Origin of the sequence: Aureimonas sp. D3 (assembly GCF_001463805.1) — a bacterium.
Lineage (GTDB): Bacteria > Pseudomonadota > Alphaproteobacteria > Rhizobiales > Rhizobiaceae > Aureimonas > Aureimonas ureilytica_A.
Map to the genome: position 1 here is coordinate 81,456 of NZ_BBWM01000053.1, position 14,694 is coordinate 96,149.

Consider the following 14,694-nt stretch of genomic DNA (forward strand, 5'->3'; position numbering starts at 1 on the left):
CTCACTGTTGCCAGAAGACCTCAGCGCGACGTTTCGCCCGACCCCGGCGTGAGGTCGCGCAAGAAGTCTCCGATCTTCGGCCTTTGAACCGAGAGGAAGGGAAGCGGGCGACACAGGTCCATCGCGGCCAGACCCACCCGCGCCGTCAGCAATCCGTTGACGACGCCTTCGCCGAGCTTCGAGGAAAGACGCGCGGCGAGACCGTGGCCGACGACCTGCTGGACCAGACTGTCCCCCACCGCAATGGAGCCCGTCACCGCGAGATGAGCCAGCACATCCCGCGTCAGGCGGACAAGACCGATCGTGCCGGGGCGCGCGCCATAGAGTTCGGACACCATACGAATGACACGCAGCGTCTCGAACAGGACGAAGGCGAGATCGACGACGGCACGGGGGCTGACGGCGGTGACGACCGACACCCGCTTGGAGGACGCCAGAACCAGCGCTCGCGCTTTCGCATCGAGAGGCAGAAGCAATTCGCGTTCAGCCAGGCCGATGAGGTCCCGTCCGTCGATGATATCGTCGGCCGTATCCTTCAGGCGCGCTCGGCCGCCGGCGGTTTCCGGGCGGCTCGACAGGATGGAGACCAGCCGCGAAACGACAGAGCGTGCCTTCCGTTCGTCATCCGTGCGATACGCCTCCAGACCCTCGCGACGTTCCTTCTCCACGGTGTTGAGGCGAAGGAGACCGCGCACTTCACGCCCGATCACGCCCAGCAGCCCGAACAGTGCTACCGCACTCAGTCCGAGAGCCAGCCAGCCCAGCCAATCGGCCCGCGCGAAAAGATCGCGGATGAAAGCGTCGAGGGCCAAGCTGAAGGCGAGGGAGACGATCGCGCTCAACGCACCGAGAAAAATCTTGCCGAAGGAAAAGCCGCCGCGCCGTCTCGCTGTTGCGGGCGCCGCGTCCAGAGCCTTGGCCGCTTCCATTTCCAAGGCTTCATCGGGCTCGATCGTGATCCGCTGAAGATCGGCGATCGCTCGCGGCGCGCGTGAAGGCTCCTCGCGCGGTGGAGCCGGCGTCGAAGCCGGATCGATGCGGAAAGCCGCGGGGCGCCGGGGCGTGTCCTCGCTCATGCCAGACGATCTCCGATCAGGAACTGGAGGGCCCGGTCGAGCCGGATATGGGGCAGAGAGAGAAGCAAGCCATCCTCCGTCCGCTCAAGCCGCGGGGGGCGAAAGCGAACGAAGTTCACGGGTGGCTGGCGGTTCGCCGCGGGTTTGGTGTCCCGCAACAACCGGCCGGGATCGTCTGGCAAATCTCCGGGGAAAATTGCCGTCTCGGTGTCTCCGTCGAAGCGCTCGCCGCCGATTTCCTCGCCATGGATGGGCGTGCCGACAATGACAGGAAGGGTTTCACCGCGATCGGATACGCTTGCCTCGCGCGTGGCGCGGATCGCGGCCATGGCGATCACGTCGGTCTGCGCGCCCGAAAAATTCGCGCGGGTCATCGCATCCTGCACCAACCGGCGAACGATGTTTTCCAGCTTCTGGTGATCGCCACGATGCAGATGGTCGGCCTTTGTCGCCGCCACCAGGATGCGGTCGATCCGCCGTGTCAGGAACGAGCCGAGCCAGCTCGATCGTCCGGGGCGGAAGCAGGAGAGAATGTCGGAGAGGGCGAATTCCAGATCGCGCACGGCTTCCGGGCCGGCATTGATCGCTTGAAGCGCGTCGATCAGAAGGATCTGCCGGTCCAACCGCGCGAAATGCTCGCGAAAGAAGGGTTTGACCACGACGGTCTTGTAGGCCTCGTATCGGCGGGCATGAAGCGCGCCGAAGCTGCCCTTCTCGTATAGGGTTCCGGCTTCGAGAGGCAGCGGCGCGAAGGTCAGTGCGGGCGAGCCTTCGAGATCGCCGGGCATCAGGAACCGCCCCGGAGGAAGCGTCGAAAGCGCCGTGCGATCGGCGCGGCAGGCTCGCAGATAATCCGCGAAGGTCGAGGCAAGGCGAAGGCTTGTCGGCTCGTCGGCAGGAGCGTGCAGGTCGAGGCCCTCGACGAGGTCCAGAAACGGTCGGGCGATTGCCGCGCGCGAGGGCAGGCGGGCGCGCTCGAGCGACTCGCGCGAGAAGTCCTCGAAACTCTTGTCGATCAGCGGAAGGTCAAGCAGCCATTCGCCGGGATAGTCCACGATATCGACCGAAAGCTTCCCCGCGGAGAAGAAGCGTGACCAACCGGACGCCGACTCGAATTCGATCGTCAACCGAAGCTCCGAGATGGCCCGTGTCGATTGCGGCCAGAGGCGATCGGTCAGGACCGCGCGCAGATGCTCCTCGTACTGGAAGCGCGGAACGGCGTCGTCGGGCTGCTCCTCCAGAAAGGCGCGACGAATTCGCCCGCTCGCCTGCGCTTCGAAAAGCGGGAGGCGCCCCCCGTGAACGAGGTTGTGGACGAGGGAGGTGATGAAGACTGTCTTGCCCGCCCGAGACAGGCCGGCGACCCCAAGCCGCAGGTTGGGATGAAACAGACCCGCCCCGCGATCGGTCAGGTTGTCGAAAACGATTCGCGCTTCGTCGGCAAGGGAGGTCATGAAAGCGGCGGGAGCCTCGATGTCGGTTGAGCGTCCATATAAGGATGTAGAACCGGTTCGAAAGCCTATCGATCCGCGACCGGTCCGGGTCTCGGGCGATTCGCCTCGAACGGCTGATACGCTCCCGTGTGTTGCGTTGCGAAGCCGTTCGTGAACCCTCGAGTGTGGTTGGATCGGGTGGGTATCAGGACGATCCGACGCTTCCCGCGCCGCTCAACACGTGTTTCCGGGATCAAAACTCGTTGTCCGACGGAAGCTTAGGCGCGACCAACGCGTTACCTCATCGGCGCGCGAGACGCTTGTTCGGTGCCGACGGCATGGTTATAAGCGCCCCAACTTGGCTTGGAGGTGGCATATGAGCGAAACCTTACCCATTGGAACTGGCGTTCCTGAGGACGGGCCGTTCATGAACGACCGGCAGAAGGAATATTTCCGCCGTAAGCTCCTGGCTTGGAAGAATGACATTCTCCGCGAAGCCAAGGAGACTCTGGACGCCTTGGCGACGGAAAACGCCAATCAGGCCGACGCGGCGGACCGAGCGTCGTCGGAAACCGATCGCTCGATCGAGCTTCGAGCTCGTGATCGCCAGAGAAAGCTGATTTCCAAAATCGACGCCGCGCTGGAGCGGATCGAAGATGGAACCTATGGTTACTGTGAAGAAACGGGTGAGCCCATCAGTCTGAAACGGCTGGACGCGCGTCCCATCGCGACTATGACGCTCGAAGCTCAGGAAAGACACGAACGCCGCGAGAAGGTTTATCGCGACGAATGATGCGAGACCGCTGCGAGCGTGATCGCAGGGGCCGTCGAATTGTAAGAGCAAAAAAAAGCGGGCTGCTGAATGCGGCCCGCTTTTTTGTTGTTTGTTGGAGAAGAGGGACTGGGATTTGGCTCCACAGTCCCGCCTGCTTGTCAGCGCCGATCCGGCGAGACGTCCAAGCTAAAGTCGTGGAGCAGCCGCTCCATCTCTTCTTCGAGCGTTAGATTGCGTTCCGCCTTTGGCGCATCGGCGATCGTTGGGCTTGTCGCAGGGTTTTCCGGCGGCCTGGGAGCCACGGGGGGGGCCTCGGGTGGTTTCGCCTGCGCCGGGGCGTCGATGACGGGAGCGGCCGTCGGAACTGGCCGAGGCTCCATTGTCGGTGGTGACGCCGCGGCCATGCTCGGCGGCAAGGGCGTCGTGCGACGGGATTGGATCGTCGAAGCAAAGCTTCGAACCGTCAATGGCGCTGGGCCTTCGGCTAATGGCGCTTCCGTTCCCCTTGGCTCCATCGGCTCGGCGTTCTGGCTCATCCGATCCGACGGGTTGCGCGCAGGCGGACTCGACGAAGGCTCGATCGCGAGCGGCGAGTTCGGCGTCAGGGTGGGCTCGGTGCGAACAGGCGCGGGCGAAAAGGAAACGGACGGCGTCGGCGACCAAAGCGAGCGAGCGAGACCCGACATGGGCGATGCCGCCGGGCTGATCGGCGCGGGAGCGGGAGGGGGCGGCTCGGATGCCGTTTCGTCGGCTGGCGAAGAAGGCGGCGTCACCGGAGGCGCGACACGCGGCGTGTTGGCCAGGGTCGGAGTTGCCATGGAGCGCGGAGCGCCGCCCTGTGTGTTCTGAAGCGCCACGGGCGGAGCGACCGGATTGGGCCGGGAGGCTGGGATGACTGGCACGGGCGCTGGTTCGGGCGCGGCCAGCTTCTGCAACTCGACGTTCGGGGTGTTCTCCTCTGATGACCCGAACCCGACCGCAGACGCCACAGTCGCCTCGCGCAGCATCGGAGCCGGAGATCCCGGACGGTCCTCGGCCACCGGTCCCGCCACAGGAGCAAAGGCGACCTCCCTTGCTTCGATCGGGCGCGCCGGAGGAGCGAGGACCGGCGGGGCAGGCACCTGACGAACAGGTTCAGGCTGCGCCGGCGCAACTGAAACGGGCGGAGCCGGCATGGCCGGCGGCGGCAAGGGCACGGGCCGTTGCGGCGCAACGGCGATCGGCGCCGCCTCGGGCGCACGCGGTGTGGGGACTGGCATAGGTTCGGGCGCGGGAGCCGGCGCGCGGACGGATTCGGACGGCGCGCGGCGTTGCGGCTCGGGGGCGAGCATCATTGAAGGTTCGATCGCTGGGCGAGGCGGCGGCGCATCTCGCCGAGGCTCCATCACAGGGTCGCCGGCTCTTGCGGTCTGAATGGCGGGTGGAACCTCGGGCAGAATCGGCTCGTCCCGCATGGCAGGGTGATGCGCGGGTTCGGGCGTCTCGGCGGCACGGGGGGACGGGGGCGTGCGGCGATGCGGCAACGGGGCACCTGCCGGGCGCTCACCCATATCGGGCTCCTGCCGCGCCGGCGGCGCACCGGGCGGGACTCGGCGCGCCACCTGACCCCGGAAGATGCTCTGTTCCACCACGAGATCGTTGGAACCGCCGATCAGAATCAGATGCTCCGCTTCGTCGCGGCGCACCAGAACGAGCTTGCGACGCTGGTCCACGGCGATCGCGTCCAGCACCGCGAGACGAGGCGCGCGATGGCGACTGCCGATTCCGCTGCCACCGGCAAAAATGCGCTTGGCCAAGCCGACCAGCAGCAGAACCAGGAGGATGACCACCGCCGCTGCCAAAATCACCGAAACGATCGGCGCCAGATTCTCACCGACCACGCCGGCCAACCATTCACGCATTCACCATACCTCCGCGATGCCGGCGGTCCGTTCGTCGTTGACGTCTCGGGACCGCAATCGGTATTCGGTTCTTATGTCGCTGCCCGTCCTGATACAGGGTCAGGTCAGCTTCGGCCCATACTGCCGTGTCAGGATGACGTTCGGCAATGACGGGCGCAAATTCGACAGAATCTCGTGCGCTTCGCGCCGTTTGGTCGTAACCTTTCCAGCCCGTTATCGGAAGGGCCGATGCCGATGCATGGAGCATCCCCTGTGGAACAGACAGCGCCGGTTGCGCCAACTCCCCTGAGCGACAAGCCCTTGATCGATCGCCATCCTGATTCGACCGGGGTGCGGCGAATCCTGTTTCTGGCCGGGTTCCTCTTCGTCTTCGCGGCGACACTTGCCCTGTTCGGCCATGTCTATGGAGCGATCGCTCTTCTCGGTATTTTCGGTCTGCTGGCCATGGTCGGGATCGCCGCCGTCTTCGGTTTGGCGCTCGGACTGTTGCAATTCGGCTTCAAGCGGATGGATCAGGGAATCGCCAAGGCGTTTCTGGACGATCTGCCGACCGGAACGCTCGTGACCGATCGGCGAGGGCGCGTGGTCTATGCGAACCGGGCTTATGGGGTTCGCACCGGGGCTCAGTCGGCCGGCGAGGTTCGCACGCTCGAACGCCTTCTTTCGCGAGAGCCCGAGGCATCCGAAGCGATCTATCGGCTCGCCAATCTGGCGCAGGAGGGCATGGTCGGTCAGGAGGAGTTCCGACTGACGCGCGAACTCGGCAGCCGGACCGCCGAAACCTCGCCGCGCTGGTACCGCGCGTCCGTGCGCCCGCTGACCGCCGAGAACGGCTCGCTTCAAGTCTGGCAGATCGCCGACATCACACCGGAGCGCGAGGAGCAGGAGAGCTTTTTCCGCGATCTCCAGCACGCCATCGACTATCTCGACCACGCGCCGGCGGGTTTCTTCGCCGCCGATGATTCGGGTCGTCTCGGCTATATCAACGCGACGCTCGCAGAATGGCTTCGGATCGATCTGGCATCGTTCAAGCCTTATGGGCCGTCGATCTTCGATTATCTGCGCGAGGAGGATGCGGCGCTGCTGCGCCGCACGAAGCATATCCGCGACGACAGCGGTATCTCATCGGTCGATCTCGACCTCGTCACGTCTTCGGGCCAGCGCTTGCCTGTTCGGCTTCTTCGCAATTTCGCACCTGCCGGAGAGCGCCTGAAAGGCGTCACCCGCACGCTCGTTCTGAACCGGGTGGGTGCGGGCGAGCAGGAACAGGCCTTGCGCGCGGCCGAGGTACGATTCACACGCTTCTTCAACTCGTCTCCCATGGCCATTGCGGCGCTCGACGCCAACGGTCGAATCGCGCGTGCCAACGGCGCGTTCGGTCGTCTATTTGGCGAGAGTGCCGCCATCGGCGCGCAGCCGATCATGGATTGTGTTCGCGACGAGAATCGCGAGGCGATCCGGCAAGCGCTGCAAGCCGCCGCGCGCGGGCAGGCGGACATTCCTCCGGTGGATGCCGAGCTTCTGAGCGAGCCCGTACGCTCCACGCGCCTCTACGTTAGCGCAAATGCCGACATTCACGATGGAACCGGCGAAGTCGCCATTCTCTATGGCGTTGACATCACCCAGCAGCGCACGCTCGAAGACCAGTTCGCCAAGAGCCAGAAGATGCAGGCGATCGGCAATCTGGCCGGCGGCATTGCGCATGACTTCAACAACGTCCTGACAATCATCACGGCGTCGGTGGACTTCCTCCTCCTGAATCATCGCTCGGGCGATCCGTCCTTCCAGGATCTCCTGCTGATCAAGCAGAGCGCCAATCGCGCGGCCTCGCTGGTCCGGCAGCTTCTGGCCTATTCACGCCGTCAGACCATGCGTCCCAAGATGCTGAATCTGACGGATGTCATCGCGGATATGCACCTTCTCCTGAAGCGCATCTCCGGAGACCTCGTCAAATTGGAGCGCCACCACGCGCGTGATCTCTGGCCTGTCATGGCCGATATCGGGCAGTTCGAGCAGGTCGTCACCAATCTCGTGCAGAACGCGCGCGACGCCATGGCGACGCAAGGAACGGTGACGATTTCGACGCGCAACGTTTCAGCCGCCGAAGTGCCGGGTTTCGGCTATGGCGAGTTGATCGAAGCCGATTACGTGCTGATGGAGGTTTCGGATACGGGCTCGGGTATGCCGGCCGATGTCGCGGAGCGAATCTTCGAACCCTTCTTCACCACCAAGGAAATCGGTAAGGGCACGGGCCTCGGCCTCTCCATGGTCTACGGAATCGTAAAGCAGTCCGGCGGCTTCATCTTCGTGGAGTCGCGACAAGGCGAAGGGACGGTGTTCCGCATCTTCCTGCCGCGTCACATTCCGGCGGAGATCGCCGCACCGCGGCCCGAGCAGTCGGGCGTTCAGGCGGCAGGCGCCAAGATGGACCTGTCGGGCACTGCGTCCATCCTGCTCGTCGAGGACGAAGACAATGTACGCGCCGGAAACGTACGCGCTTTGAAGATGCGCGGATACGATGTCCACGAGGCGGCGAGTGGGCTGGAAGCGCTGGACGTGATGGAAGAGCTGGACGGCAAGGTCGATCTCGTCGTGTCGGACGTCGTGATGCCGGAGATGGATGGACCGACGCTGCTGCGCGAGATGCGCAAGGTTCGGCCCGATCTCAAGTTCATCTTCGTCTCCGGCTATGCCGAGGACGCCTTCGCCAAGAATCTGCCGGAGGGAGAAAAGTTCGGCTTCCTGCCGAAACCCTTCTCCCTCCGTGACTTGGCGGTCGCCGTTAAAGAGGCGCTCGAAGAATGATCAGCGGGTCGGACGCTTGGCGAGGCCGACAGCGATGCGGGCAGCGAGTCGAGCGTTCGAGCGGACGAGGTCGATATTGGTCGCCAGCGACTTGCCCTCGCTGAGTTCGAAAATCTTTTGAAGCAGGAATGGCGTCGTCGCCTTGCCGGTGACACCCTTCGCATCGGCATCCGCCAATGCCGCATCGATCCAGCCGCCGATGGTCGCGCTGTCGATTTCCAGCTCTTCGGGCAGAGGGTTGGCGATCAGCATACCGCCATGGATGTCGAGCCGTTCGCGAACGCGTTGGAATTCGGCGATCTCGTCGGCTGAATCCATCCGGATCGGCGTTGCGATGCCGGATCGGCGCGACCAGAAGGCGGGCAATTCGTCCACACCGTAGCCGACGACCGGAACACCCTTCGTTTCAAGAACTTCGAAGGTCTTCTTGAGATCGAGGATCGCCTTGGCTCCTGCCGACACGACGATGACGCGCGTCTGAGACAACTCGTCCAGATCGGCCGAAATGTCGAAGCTGGTCTCGGCGCCCTTGTGCACGCCACCGATGCCGCCCGTCGCGAAGACTTCGATACCCGCCAAACGCGCGGCGATCATCGTGGCCGCGACGGTGGTCGAACCCGTGCGACCGGCCGCCACGGCATAGGCGAGGTCGGCGCGCGAGAGTTTCAGAGCGCCCTTGGTCTGCGCGAGTGTCTCGAGCTGTGCGTCGGTCAGGCCGACATGCAATTTGCCGTCGATCACGGCGATCGTTGCCGGTTCGGCGCCTTCCTCGCGAATGATGGCTTCAACCTCACGCGCCATATCGAGGTTCTTCGGCCAAGGCATGCCGTGGGTGATGATGGTCGATTCCAGCGCCACGACGGCGCGGCCGAATTGAAGGGCCTCGGCGACGGAAGGAGAAAGATGGATCATGTCGTTCATGCGGATCGGTCCTGGTGGACGGGGGTGGGAGAGGGAAGCGCGGCCGCCAGGGAGCGGCATTGCGGCAAGGACTGGGGGGGAAGTTCGTGCGCGATATGAAGCGCCGAGGCACACATTCCAACGCGCGCGGCCTCAGTAAAGTTTGCGCCGGTGAGCGATTCCAGAATGTTGATCGCCGCCAACGTATCGCCCGCGCCTGTCACGTCGCGAATAGCTGGGACTTGGGGGGGCGACTGAAGCACGAGACCGTCTTCGTCCAAAATAGCCGCCGCTCGCGGGCCGTCCGTCACGATCGCCCGTCGTAGGCCGAGCTCGCGTAACGCCTGCGCGAGATGCTCGACCGGGCTGTCCTTCGGTCGGCCTGCGAGCGAGGCGGCTTCGGCACGGGACAGGAACAACGCCGTCAACCGGGGCAGACATGGCCGCAGGCGCAAAACCTTGGACGGTGAAACCGCAATCGCGAAAATCGGCCCGTTCGTCTTGTGCTCGGAGAGATAGGCCAACGTTTCGCTTGGTAAATTGGCATCCACGACGCAGGCCTGCGCCGCGTTCAGGCGATGCCGCAAATGGGCGCGTTTCAGCGCTCGGGGCGTCAGGAGATCGTAGATGTCCATATCTGCGACGGCCGCGCGCAACTCGCCGGTATCATCCAGAATCGCGGTATAGCTGGCCGAGCGACGATCCAGCCAGGATAGTGCGCCATCTCCGATCCGCTCGGCTTCCAAGGCGATTTCGATGGACGCCGCGATCGAATCGCCGCCGCGGGCGCTCACGACATGCGGGGCGGCGCCTTGCCGGGCCAAAGCGCGAGCGACGTTGAAGCTCGCGCCGCCGATGAATTCCCGGCACGAACCGGGGTTCGATGCCGCCGCTTGAAACGGCACGGATGACCGCGCCACGCGGTCGAGATGCGCCCCTCCGAACAGGACGACATCCAACCCGTCGATAGGGAGCTTCATGCCGCTTTCTCCGGGGGGATCATTGAGAACTCAAATGAGAACAAAAAGGGAATATCCCTTGAACGATGAGAACGAAAAGAGTACATACACGTCACAGCCAAGCGGATTGCACCCGGTTCGCCCACATGAAATAAGGTCTTGTTTTCATGGCCCAAAGCTCACTCCGTCTCGTTGAGGATACTTCGGTGGACAAGAACAAGGCGCTCGATGCAGCGCTTTCGCAGATCGAACGGGCCTTCGGCAAGGGCTCTATCATGCGTCTCGGGCAAACCGAGAAGCTCGACATCGAGACGGTTTCGACCGGATCCCTCGGCCTCGACATCGCGCTCGGGATCGGCGGCCTTCCGAAGGGACGCATTGTCGAAATCTATGGCCCGGAATCCTCGGGCAAGACGACCCTGGCGCTGCACACTGTGGCCGAAGCGCAGAAGGCCGGTGGCATCTGCGCGTTCGTAGACGCCGAACATGCGCTCGATCCTGTCTATGCTCGCAAGCTCGGCGTCGATCTCGACAATCTCCTGATCTCGCAGCCCGACACCGGCGAGCAGGCGCTGGAAATCGTGGATACGCTGGTTCGCTCCGGCGCGATCGATGTTCTCGTGGTCGATTCGGTGGCCGCGCTTACGCCTCGGGCCGAAATCGAAGGTGAGATGGGCGACTCGTTGCCGGGCATGCAGGCGCGCCTGATGAGCCAGGCACTGCGCAAGCTCACCGGCTCGATCTCGCGCTCCAAGTGCATGGTCATCTTCATCAACCAGATCCGCATGAAGATCGGCGTCATGTTCGGCTCGCCCGAAACGACCACCGGCGGCAACGCACTGAAGTTCTACGCCTCGGTTCGTCTCGACATTCGCCGGATCGGTTCCATCAAGGAGCGCGAAGAGGTGACGGGCAACCAGACGCGCGTGAAGGTGGTGAAGAACAAGCTGGCCCCGCCGTTCAAGCAGGTCGAGTTCGACATCATGTATGGCGAGGGCGTGTCCAAGATGGGCGAGCTCGTCGATCTGGGCGTCAAGTCCGGCATCGTCGAGAAGTCCGGCGCCTGGTTCTCGTATAATTCCCAGCGTCTCGGCCAAGGCCGCGAGAACGCCAAGGCGACCATGCGGGACAACCCGGCCTTGGCGGCGGAGGTCGAATCGGCGATCCGCCAGAACGCCGGCCTGATCGCGGAGAAGCTTCTGGACGCCGGCCCCTCCGAGGACGGCGACGACGACGGCGAAGCCTGATGAACAGAAAACGCCCGCCTCTCTGGCGGGCGTTTTCGTATGAGGGTGTCTCTTGGCTTCGCATGGTCGTTGCAAGCCCGACATAGACAGGGTTTTGCCTCGCCGCTAAAAGGCTTGCGCGGAGCGGTAACCATGCCCCGGCCGCGTTTTCCCAATTGAAGGTTTTTCCATGAGTGGCGTGAACGAGATCCGGTCGACCTTTCTTCAATATTTCGCGAAGAACGGGCATGAGCCGGTCGCCTCCTCGCCGCTCGTGCCGCGCAACGACCCGACCCTGATGTTCACGAACGCCGGCATGGTGCAGTTCAAGAACGTCTTCACCGGGTTGGAGAAGCGCGATTACACGCGGGCGACGACCGCGCAGAAGGTGGTGCGCGCCGGCGGCAAGCACAACGATCTCGACAATGTCGGCTACACCGCGCGGCATCACACGTTCTTCGAGATGCTCGGCAATTTCTCCTTCGGCGACTATTTCAAGGAAGAGGCGATCAGCCTCGCCTGGAACCTCGTCACCAAGGAATTCGCGCTCGACAAGAGCCGTCTGCTCGTCACCGTCTATTCCGAGGACGAAGAAGCCGCGCGGCTCTGGAAGAGCATTGCCGGTTTCTCCGACGACAAGATCATCCGCATCCCGACCTCGGACAATTTCTGGACCATGGGCGAGACAGGCCCTTGCGGCCCTTGCTCCGAGATCTTCTACGATCAGGGCGAGTCGGTCTGGGGCGGCCCTCCGGGTTCGGCCGAGGAAGATGGTGACCGGTTCCTGGAATTCTGGAACCTCGTCTTCATGCAGTTCGAGCAGGTTTCGCCGGGTGAGCGCGTGGCACTCCCGAGCCCCTCGATCGATACGGGCATGGGGCTGGAGCGTATCGCCGCGATCCTGCAAGGCGTGACCTCGAACTACGAGATCGATCTGTTCCGCCGCCTGATCGCCGCCGTCGAGGAGGCGATCGGATCGCGCGCCGAGGGCGATGCCCTGGCCAGCCACCGCGTCATCGCGGATCATCTGCGCGCGACAGCCTTCCTGATCGCGGACGGCGTTTTGCCCTCCAATGAAGGGCGCGGTTATGTGCTTCGCCGCATCATGCGGCGCGCGATGCGTCACGCCAAGTTGCTTGGTGCGCGTGAGCCCGTCCTGTTCAAGCTGCTGCCGACGCTCGTGTCCGAAATGGGCCGCGCCTATCCTGAACTCGTGCGCGCCGAGGCGCTGACGTCCGAGACGCTGAAGTTAGAAGAAAAGCGCTTCCTGACGACGCTGGATCGCGGCCTGATCCTCCTCAACGAGGCGTCGCAAGACCTCGCGCAGGGGGACAGCCTCGATGGCGAAGTCGCCTTCAAGCTTTACGACACCTATGGCTTTCCGCTCGACCTGACGCAGGACGCGTTGCGCGCGCGCGGCGTTGGCGTCGATCTCTCCAGCTTTCAGTCGGCTATGGAACGTCAGAAGGCCGAAGCCCGCGCGAGCTGGGTCGGCTCCGGCGAGGCGGCGGCCGAAACGGTCTGGTTCGCCATTCGCGAGCGTGAAGGCGCGACCGAGTTCCTTGGCTATGATACGGAAGCAGCCGAAGCCGAGGTTCGCGCCATCGTCCGCGAGGGCGCCGAGGTGCCGGAAGCCAAGGCTGGCGAGGCTGCGGCCGTGGTTCTGAATCAGACGCCCTTCTACGGCGAGTCAGGCGGTCAGGTCGGTGATACGGGCGTCCTGAAAGGCGAGGGCGTGCGCTTCGAAGTGGAAGACACGCAAAAGGTCGCCAACGGCTTGTTCATTCATCGGGGCAAGGTCATCGAAGGAACGCTGAAGCGCGGAGCGGCTCTTGACCTCGTGGTAGACCACGCTCGTCGTTCGAAGATTCGGTCCAACCATTCCGCGACGCATCTTCTGCACGAGGGTCTGCGCGAGGTTCTTGGAACGCATGTGGCCCAGAAGGGCTCGCAGGTGTCGGCCGATCGGCTGCGCTTCGACTTCTCCCATCCCAAGCCCTTGGACGCTCCCGAGCTGGCGCGGGTCGAGGAACTGGCCAATGCGGTCATTCTCCAGAACACATCCGTGGAAACCCGCCTCATGGCGGTAGACGATGCGATCGCGCTCGGAGCCATGGCGCTGTTCGGCGAAAAGTATGGCGACGAGGTTCGTGTCGTTTCCATGGGCGAGTCCAAGGGCGAGAAGGCGGCCTATTCGATCGAGCTTTGCGGCGGAACGCATGTCCGCTCCACCGGCGACATCGGTCTGGTCCATGTTCTGTCGGAGAGTGCTGTCGGCGCGGGCGTTCGCCGTGTCGAGGCTCTGACGGGCGCGGCTGCGCGTGATTATCTTTTGGAGCAGGACGCCCGCGTGAAGCGGATTGCCGCGACGCTGAAGGCCGCTCCGAGCGAGATCGTGGAGCGTGTCGAGGCTCTGGCAGAGGATCGCCGCCGCCTAGAGCGTGAGCTGACGGAAGCCAAGAAGAAACTGGCCTTGGCCGGAGACGGGCAGGGCGCATCCTCGGCTCCCAAGGAGATCGGCGGCGTGTCGTTTGTGGGGCGCGTTCTGGACGGCGTGGCGGCGAAAGACCTCAAGGGTCTGGTGGACGAGGTCAAGGCTGGCCTCGGCTCCGGGATCGTGGCCTTCGTGGGCGTGGCCGACGGGAAGGCCAGCGTCGTGATCGGCGTCACCGAGGATCTGACCTCCCGCTTCAGTGCCGTGGATCTGGTCCGGGCCGCCTCGGAAGCGATCGGCGGCAAGGGCGGCGGCGGTCGCCCGGACATGGCTCAGGCAGGCGGGCCGGATGCGGATCGCGCGCAGGACGCCGTGGCCGCCGTGGAAGCGAAGCTCGCATCCTAAGAGTATTTTGGCCTTCCCGTCATTCTCCGATGGAGCTTAAGGGCAGGCTGTGGCCGTAGTCGATGCTAACCCGGACAGCGCTCGTTCGGGGAGGAAACACAGGCTGATTTGATAAGGGGCGGCTTCATGGGCCGCCCCTTTTTCCATTCCGCCGCCGCCCCATCGCGGACCGACGGCCGCAAGAAGTGGTTCCGCGCCACTTTGATCCGCAGGCTGGCTCAGGTCGCCGCCTGACTGCGCAGCGGGCGACCCGAGGGAAACCTAACTTTCTGTTCACCTCTTCCGAACTCCGTTGAAGGCGATCACGGCCGCGTTATCGTTCAGCTGGCGGATCATTCATGCGGAATGGGAGGTCAGAACGATGTCCGTTATCAGTTCAGCCATCAGCGACTTGAGATCCTTAAACGCGTCGCAGCGTCACACCTTGCTCGCGTCCTATCTCGGTTGGACGCTCGATGCGTTCGACTTCTTCCTACTGGTCTTCGTCCTCAATGCGATCGCGCAGGAGTTTCGCGTGGGGCTCGAAGCGGTGTCCTATACGCTCTTTCTAACGCTCGCCGCCCGTCCCGTCGGGGCGCTGATTTTCGGCCTCGCGGCGGATCGCTTCGGGCGGCGACCGATCATGATGGCCAATATTCTGATCTATTCCGTTCTGGCTTTCGCTTCGGCCTTTTCTCCGAGCCTCACCGTTCTCATCGTCTTGCGGACGCTCTACGGTGTCGCGATGGGCGGTGAGTGGGGTATCGGCTCGTCACTGGTGATGGAAAGCGTGCCTGAGCG

Annotated in this window: 11 protein-coding genes; 7 read left to right on the forward strand and 4 right to left on the reverse strand. The window is 63.8% G+C overall.

Annotated features, from left to right (window positions below):
* Window positions 1–20: 20 nt before the first annotated feature.
* Window positions 21–1,076 (reverse strand): YcjF family protein, encoded by a 1,056-nt coding sequence (locus AUL36_RS16055; protein ID WP_062222376.1) that lies wholly within the window; start codon window positions 1,074–1,076, stop codon window positions 21–23.
* Window positions 1,073–2,530 (reverse strand): YcjX family protein, encoded by a 1,458-nt coding sequence (locus AUL36_RS16060; protein WP_062222378.1) that lies wholly within the window; start codon window positions 2,528–2,530, stop codon window positions 1,073–1,075. Before AUL36_RS16060 ends, AUL36_RS16055 begins: the two co-directional genes overlap by 4 nt.
* 355 nt (window positions 2,531–2,885) lie before the next feature.
* Here AUL36_RS16060 and dksA point away from each other — a divergent pair, with 355 nt between their 5' ends.
* The 4 genes from dksA to cckA all read left to right on the forward strand — a co-directional run bounded on the left by dksA (window position 2,886) and on the right by cckA (window position 7,990).
* The gene (gene dksA / locus AUL36_RS16065) at window positions 2,886–3,302 is read left to right on the forward strand and encodes an RNA polymerase-binding protein DksA (RefSeq protein WP_058599599.1); all 417 of its coding nucleotides are present in this window, start codon (window positions 2,886–2,888) and stop codon (window positions 3,300–3,302) included.
* A gap of 324 nt (window positions 3,303–3,626) precedes the next feature.
* On the forward strand, window positions 3,627–4,133 hold the full coding sequence (locus AUL36_RS24680; protein ID WP_244497146.1) for a hypothetical protein: 507 nt from the start codon (window positions 3,627–3,629) through the stop codon (window positions 4,131–4,133).
* 665 nt (window positions 4,134–4,798) lie between these two features.
* On the forward strand, window positions 4,799–5,335 hold the full coding sequence (locus tag AUL36_RS24685; RefSeq protein ID WP_062222382.1) for a hypothetical protein: 537 nt from the start codon (window positions 4,799–4,801) through the stop codon (window positions 5,333–5,335).
* A gap of 84 nt (window positions 5,336–5,419) precedes the next feature.
* Window positions 5,420–7,990 (forward strand): cell cycle histidine kinase CckA, encoded by a 2,571-nt coding sequence (gene cckA, locus AUL36_RS16080; protein WP_374700782.1) that lies wholly within the window; start codon window positions 5,420–5,422, stop codon window positions 7,988–7,990.
* Here the strand turns inward: cckA and AUL36_RS16085 are convergent, their stop codons facing one another.
* Together AUL36_RS16085 and AUL36_RS16090 are read right to left on the reverse strand one after the other, a co-directional pair.
* Complete coding sequence (locus tag AUL36_RS16085; protein WP_062222384.1) at window positions 7,991–8,911, reverse strand: pseudouridine-5'-phosphate glycosidase; 921 nt, start codon at window positions 8,909–8,911, stop codon at window positions 7,991–7,993. It abuts the gene before it with no gap.
* Window positions 8,908–9,870 carry a PfkB family carbohydrate kinase gene (locus AUL36_RS16090; protein WP_062222386.1) on the reverse strand — a complete coding sequence of 321 codons (963 nt, stop codon included), beginning with the start codon at window positions 9,868–9,870 and terminating at the stop codon, window positions 8,908–8,910. Before AUL36_RS16090 ends, AUL36_RS16085 begins: the two co-directional genes overlap by 4 nt.
* 146 nt (window positions 9,871–10,016) lie before the next feature.
* Between AUL36_RS16090 and recA the strand changes: the two genes are divergently transcribed.
* From recA to AUL36_RS16105, 3 genes are all read left to right on the forward strand, one after another.
* The gene (recA, locus tag AUL36_RS16095) at window positions 10,017–11,096 is read left to right on the forward strand and encodes a recombinase RecA (protein WP_058602449.1); all 1,080 of its coding nucleotides are present in this window, start codon (window positions 10,017–10,019) and stop codon (window positions 11,094–11,096) included.
* Between the two features lie 169 nt (window positions 11,097–11,265).
* Window positions 11,266–13,914, forward strand: coding sequence for an alanine--tRNA ligase (gene alaS / locus AUL36_RS16100; RefSeq protein WP_062222388.1), 2,649 nt, complete (start codon window positions 11,266–11,268; stop codon window positions 13,912–13,914).
* A gap of 361 nt (window positions 13,915–14,275) precedes the next feature.
* Window positions 14,276–14,694, forward strand: a 419-nt coding sequence (locus tag AUL36_RS16105) for an MFS transporter (RefSeq protein ID WP_156418428.1), incomplete at its 3' end; no start/stop codon positions are given.

Coding starts and splice junctions, on each gene's coding strand:
- AUL36_RS16055 (WP_062222376.1), bottom strand. CDS start 1,076: ATGAGCGAGGACACGCCCCGGCGCCCCGCGGCTTTCCGCATCGATCCG.
- AUL36_RS16060 (WP_062222378.1), bottom strand. CDS start 2,530: ATGACCTCCCTTGCCGACGAAGCGCGAATCGTTTTCGACAACCTGACC.
- dksA (WP_058599599.1), top strand. CDS start 2,886: ATGAGCGAAACCTTACCCATTGGAACTGGCGTTCCTGAGGACGGGCCG.
- AUL36_RS24680 (WP_244497146.1), top strand. CDS start 3,627: ATGACGGGAGCGGCCGTCGGAACTGGCCGAGGCTCCATTGTCGGTGGT.
- AUL36_RS24685 (WP_062222382.1), top strand. CDS start 4,799: ATGCGGCAACGGGGCACCTGCCGGGCGCTCACCCATATCGGGCTCCTG.
- cckA (WP_374700782.1), top strand. CDS start 5,420: ATGCATGGAGCATCCCCTGTGGAACAGACAGCGCCGGTTGCGCCAACT.
- AUL36_RS16085 (WP_062222384.1), bottom strand. CDS start 8,911: ATGAACGACATGATCCATCTTTCTCCTTCCGTCGCCGAGGCCCTTCAA.
- AUL36_RS16090 (WP_062222386.1), bottom strand. CDS start 9,870: ATGAAGCTCCCTATCGACGGGTTGGATGTCGTCCTGTTCGGAGGGGCG.
- recA (WP_058602449.1), top strand. CDS start 10,017: ATGGCCCAAAGCTCACTCCGTCTCGTTGAGGATACTTCGGTGGACAAG.
- alaS (WP_062222388.1), top strand. CDS start 11,266: ATGAGTGGCGTGAACGAGATCCGGTCGACCTTTCTTCAATATTTCGCG.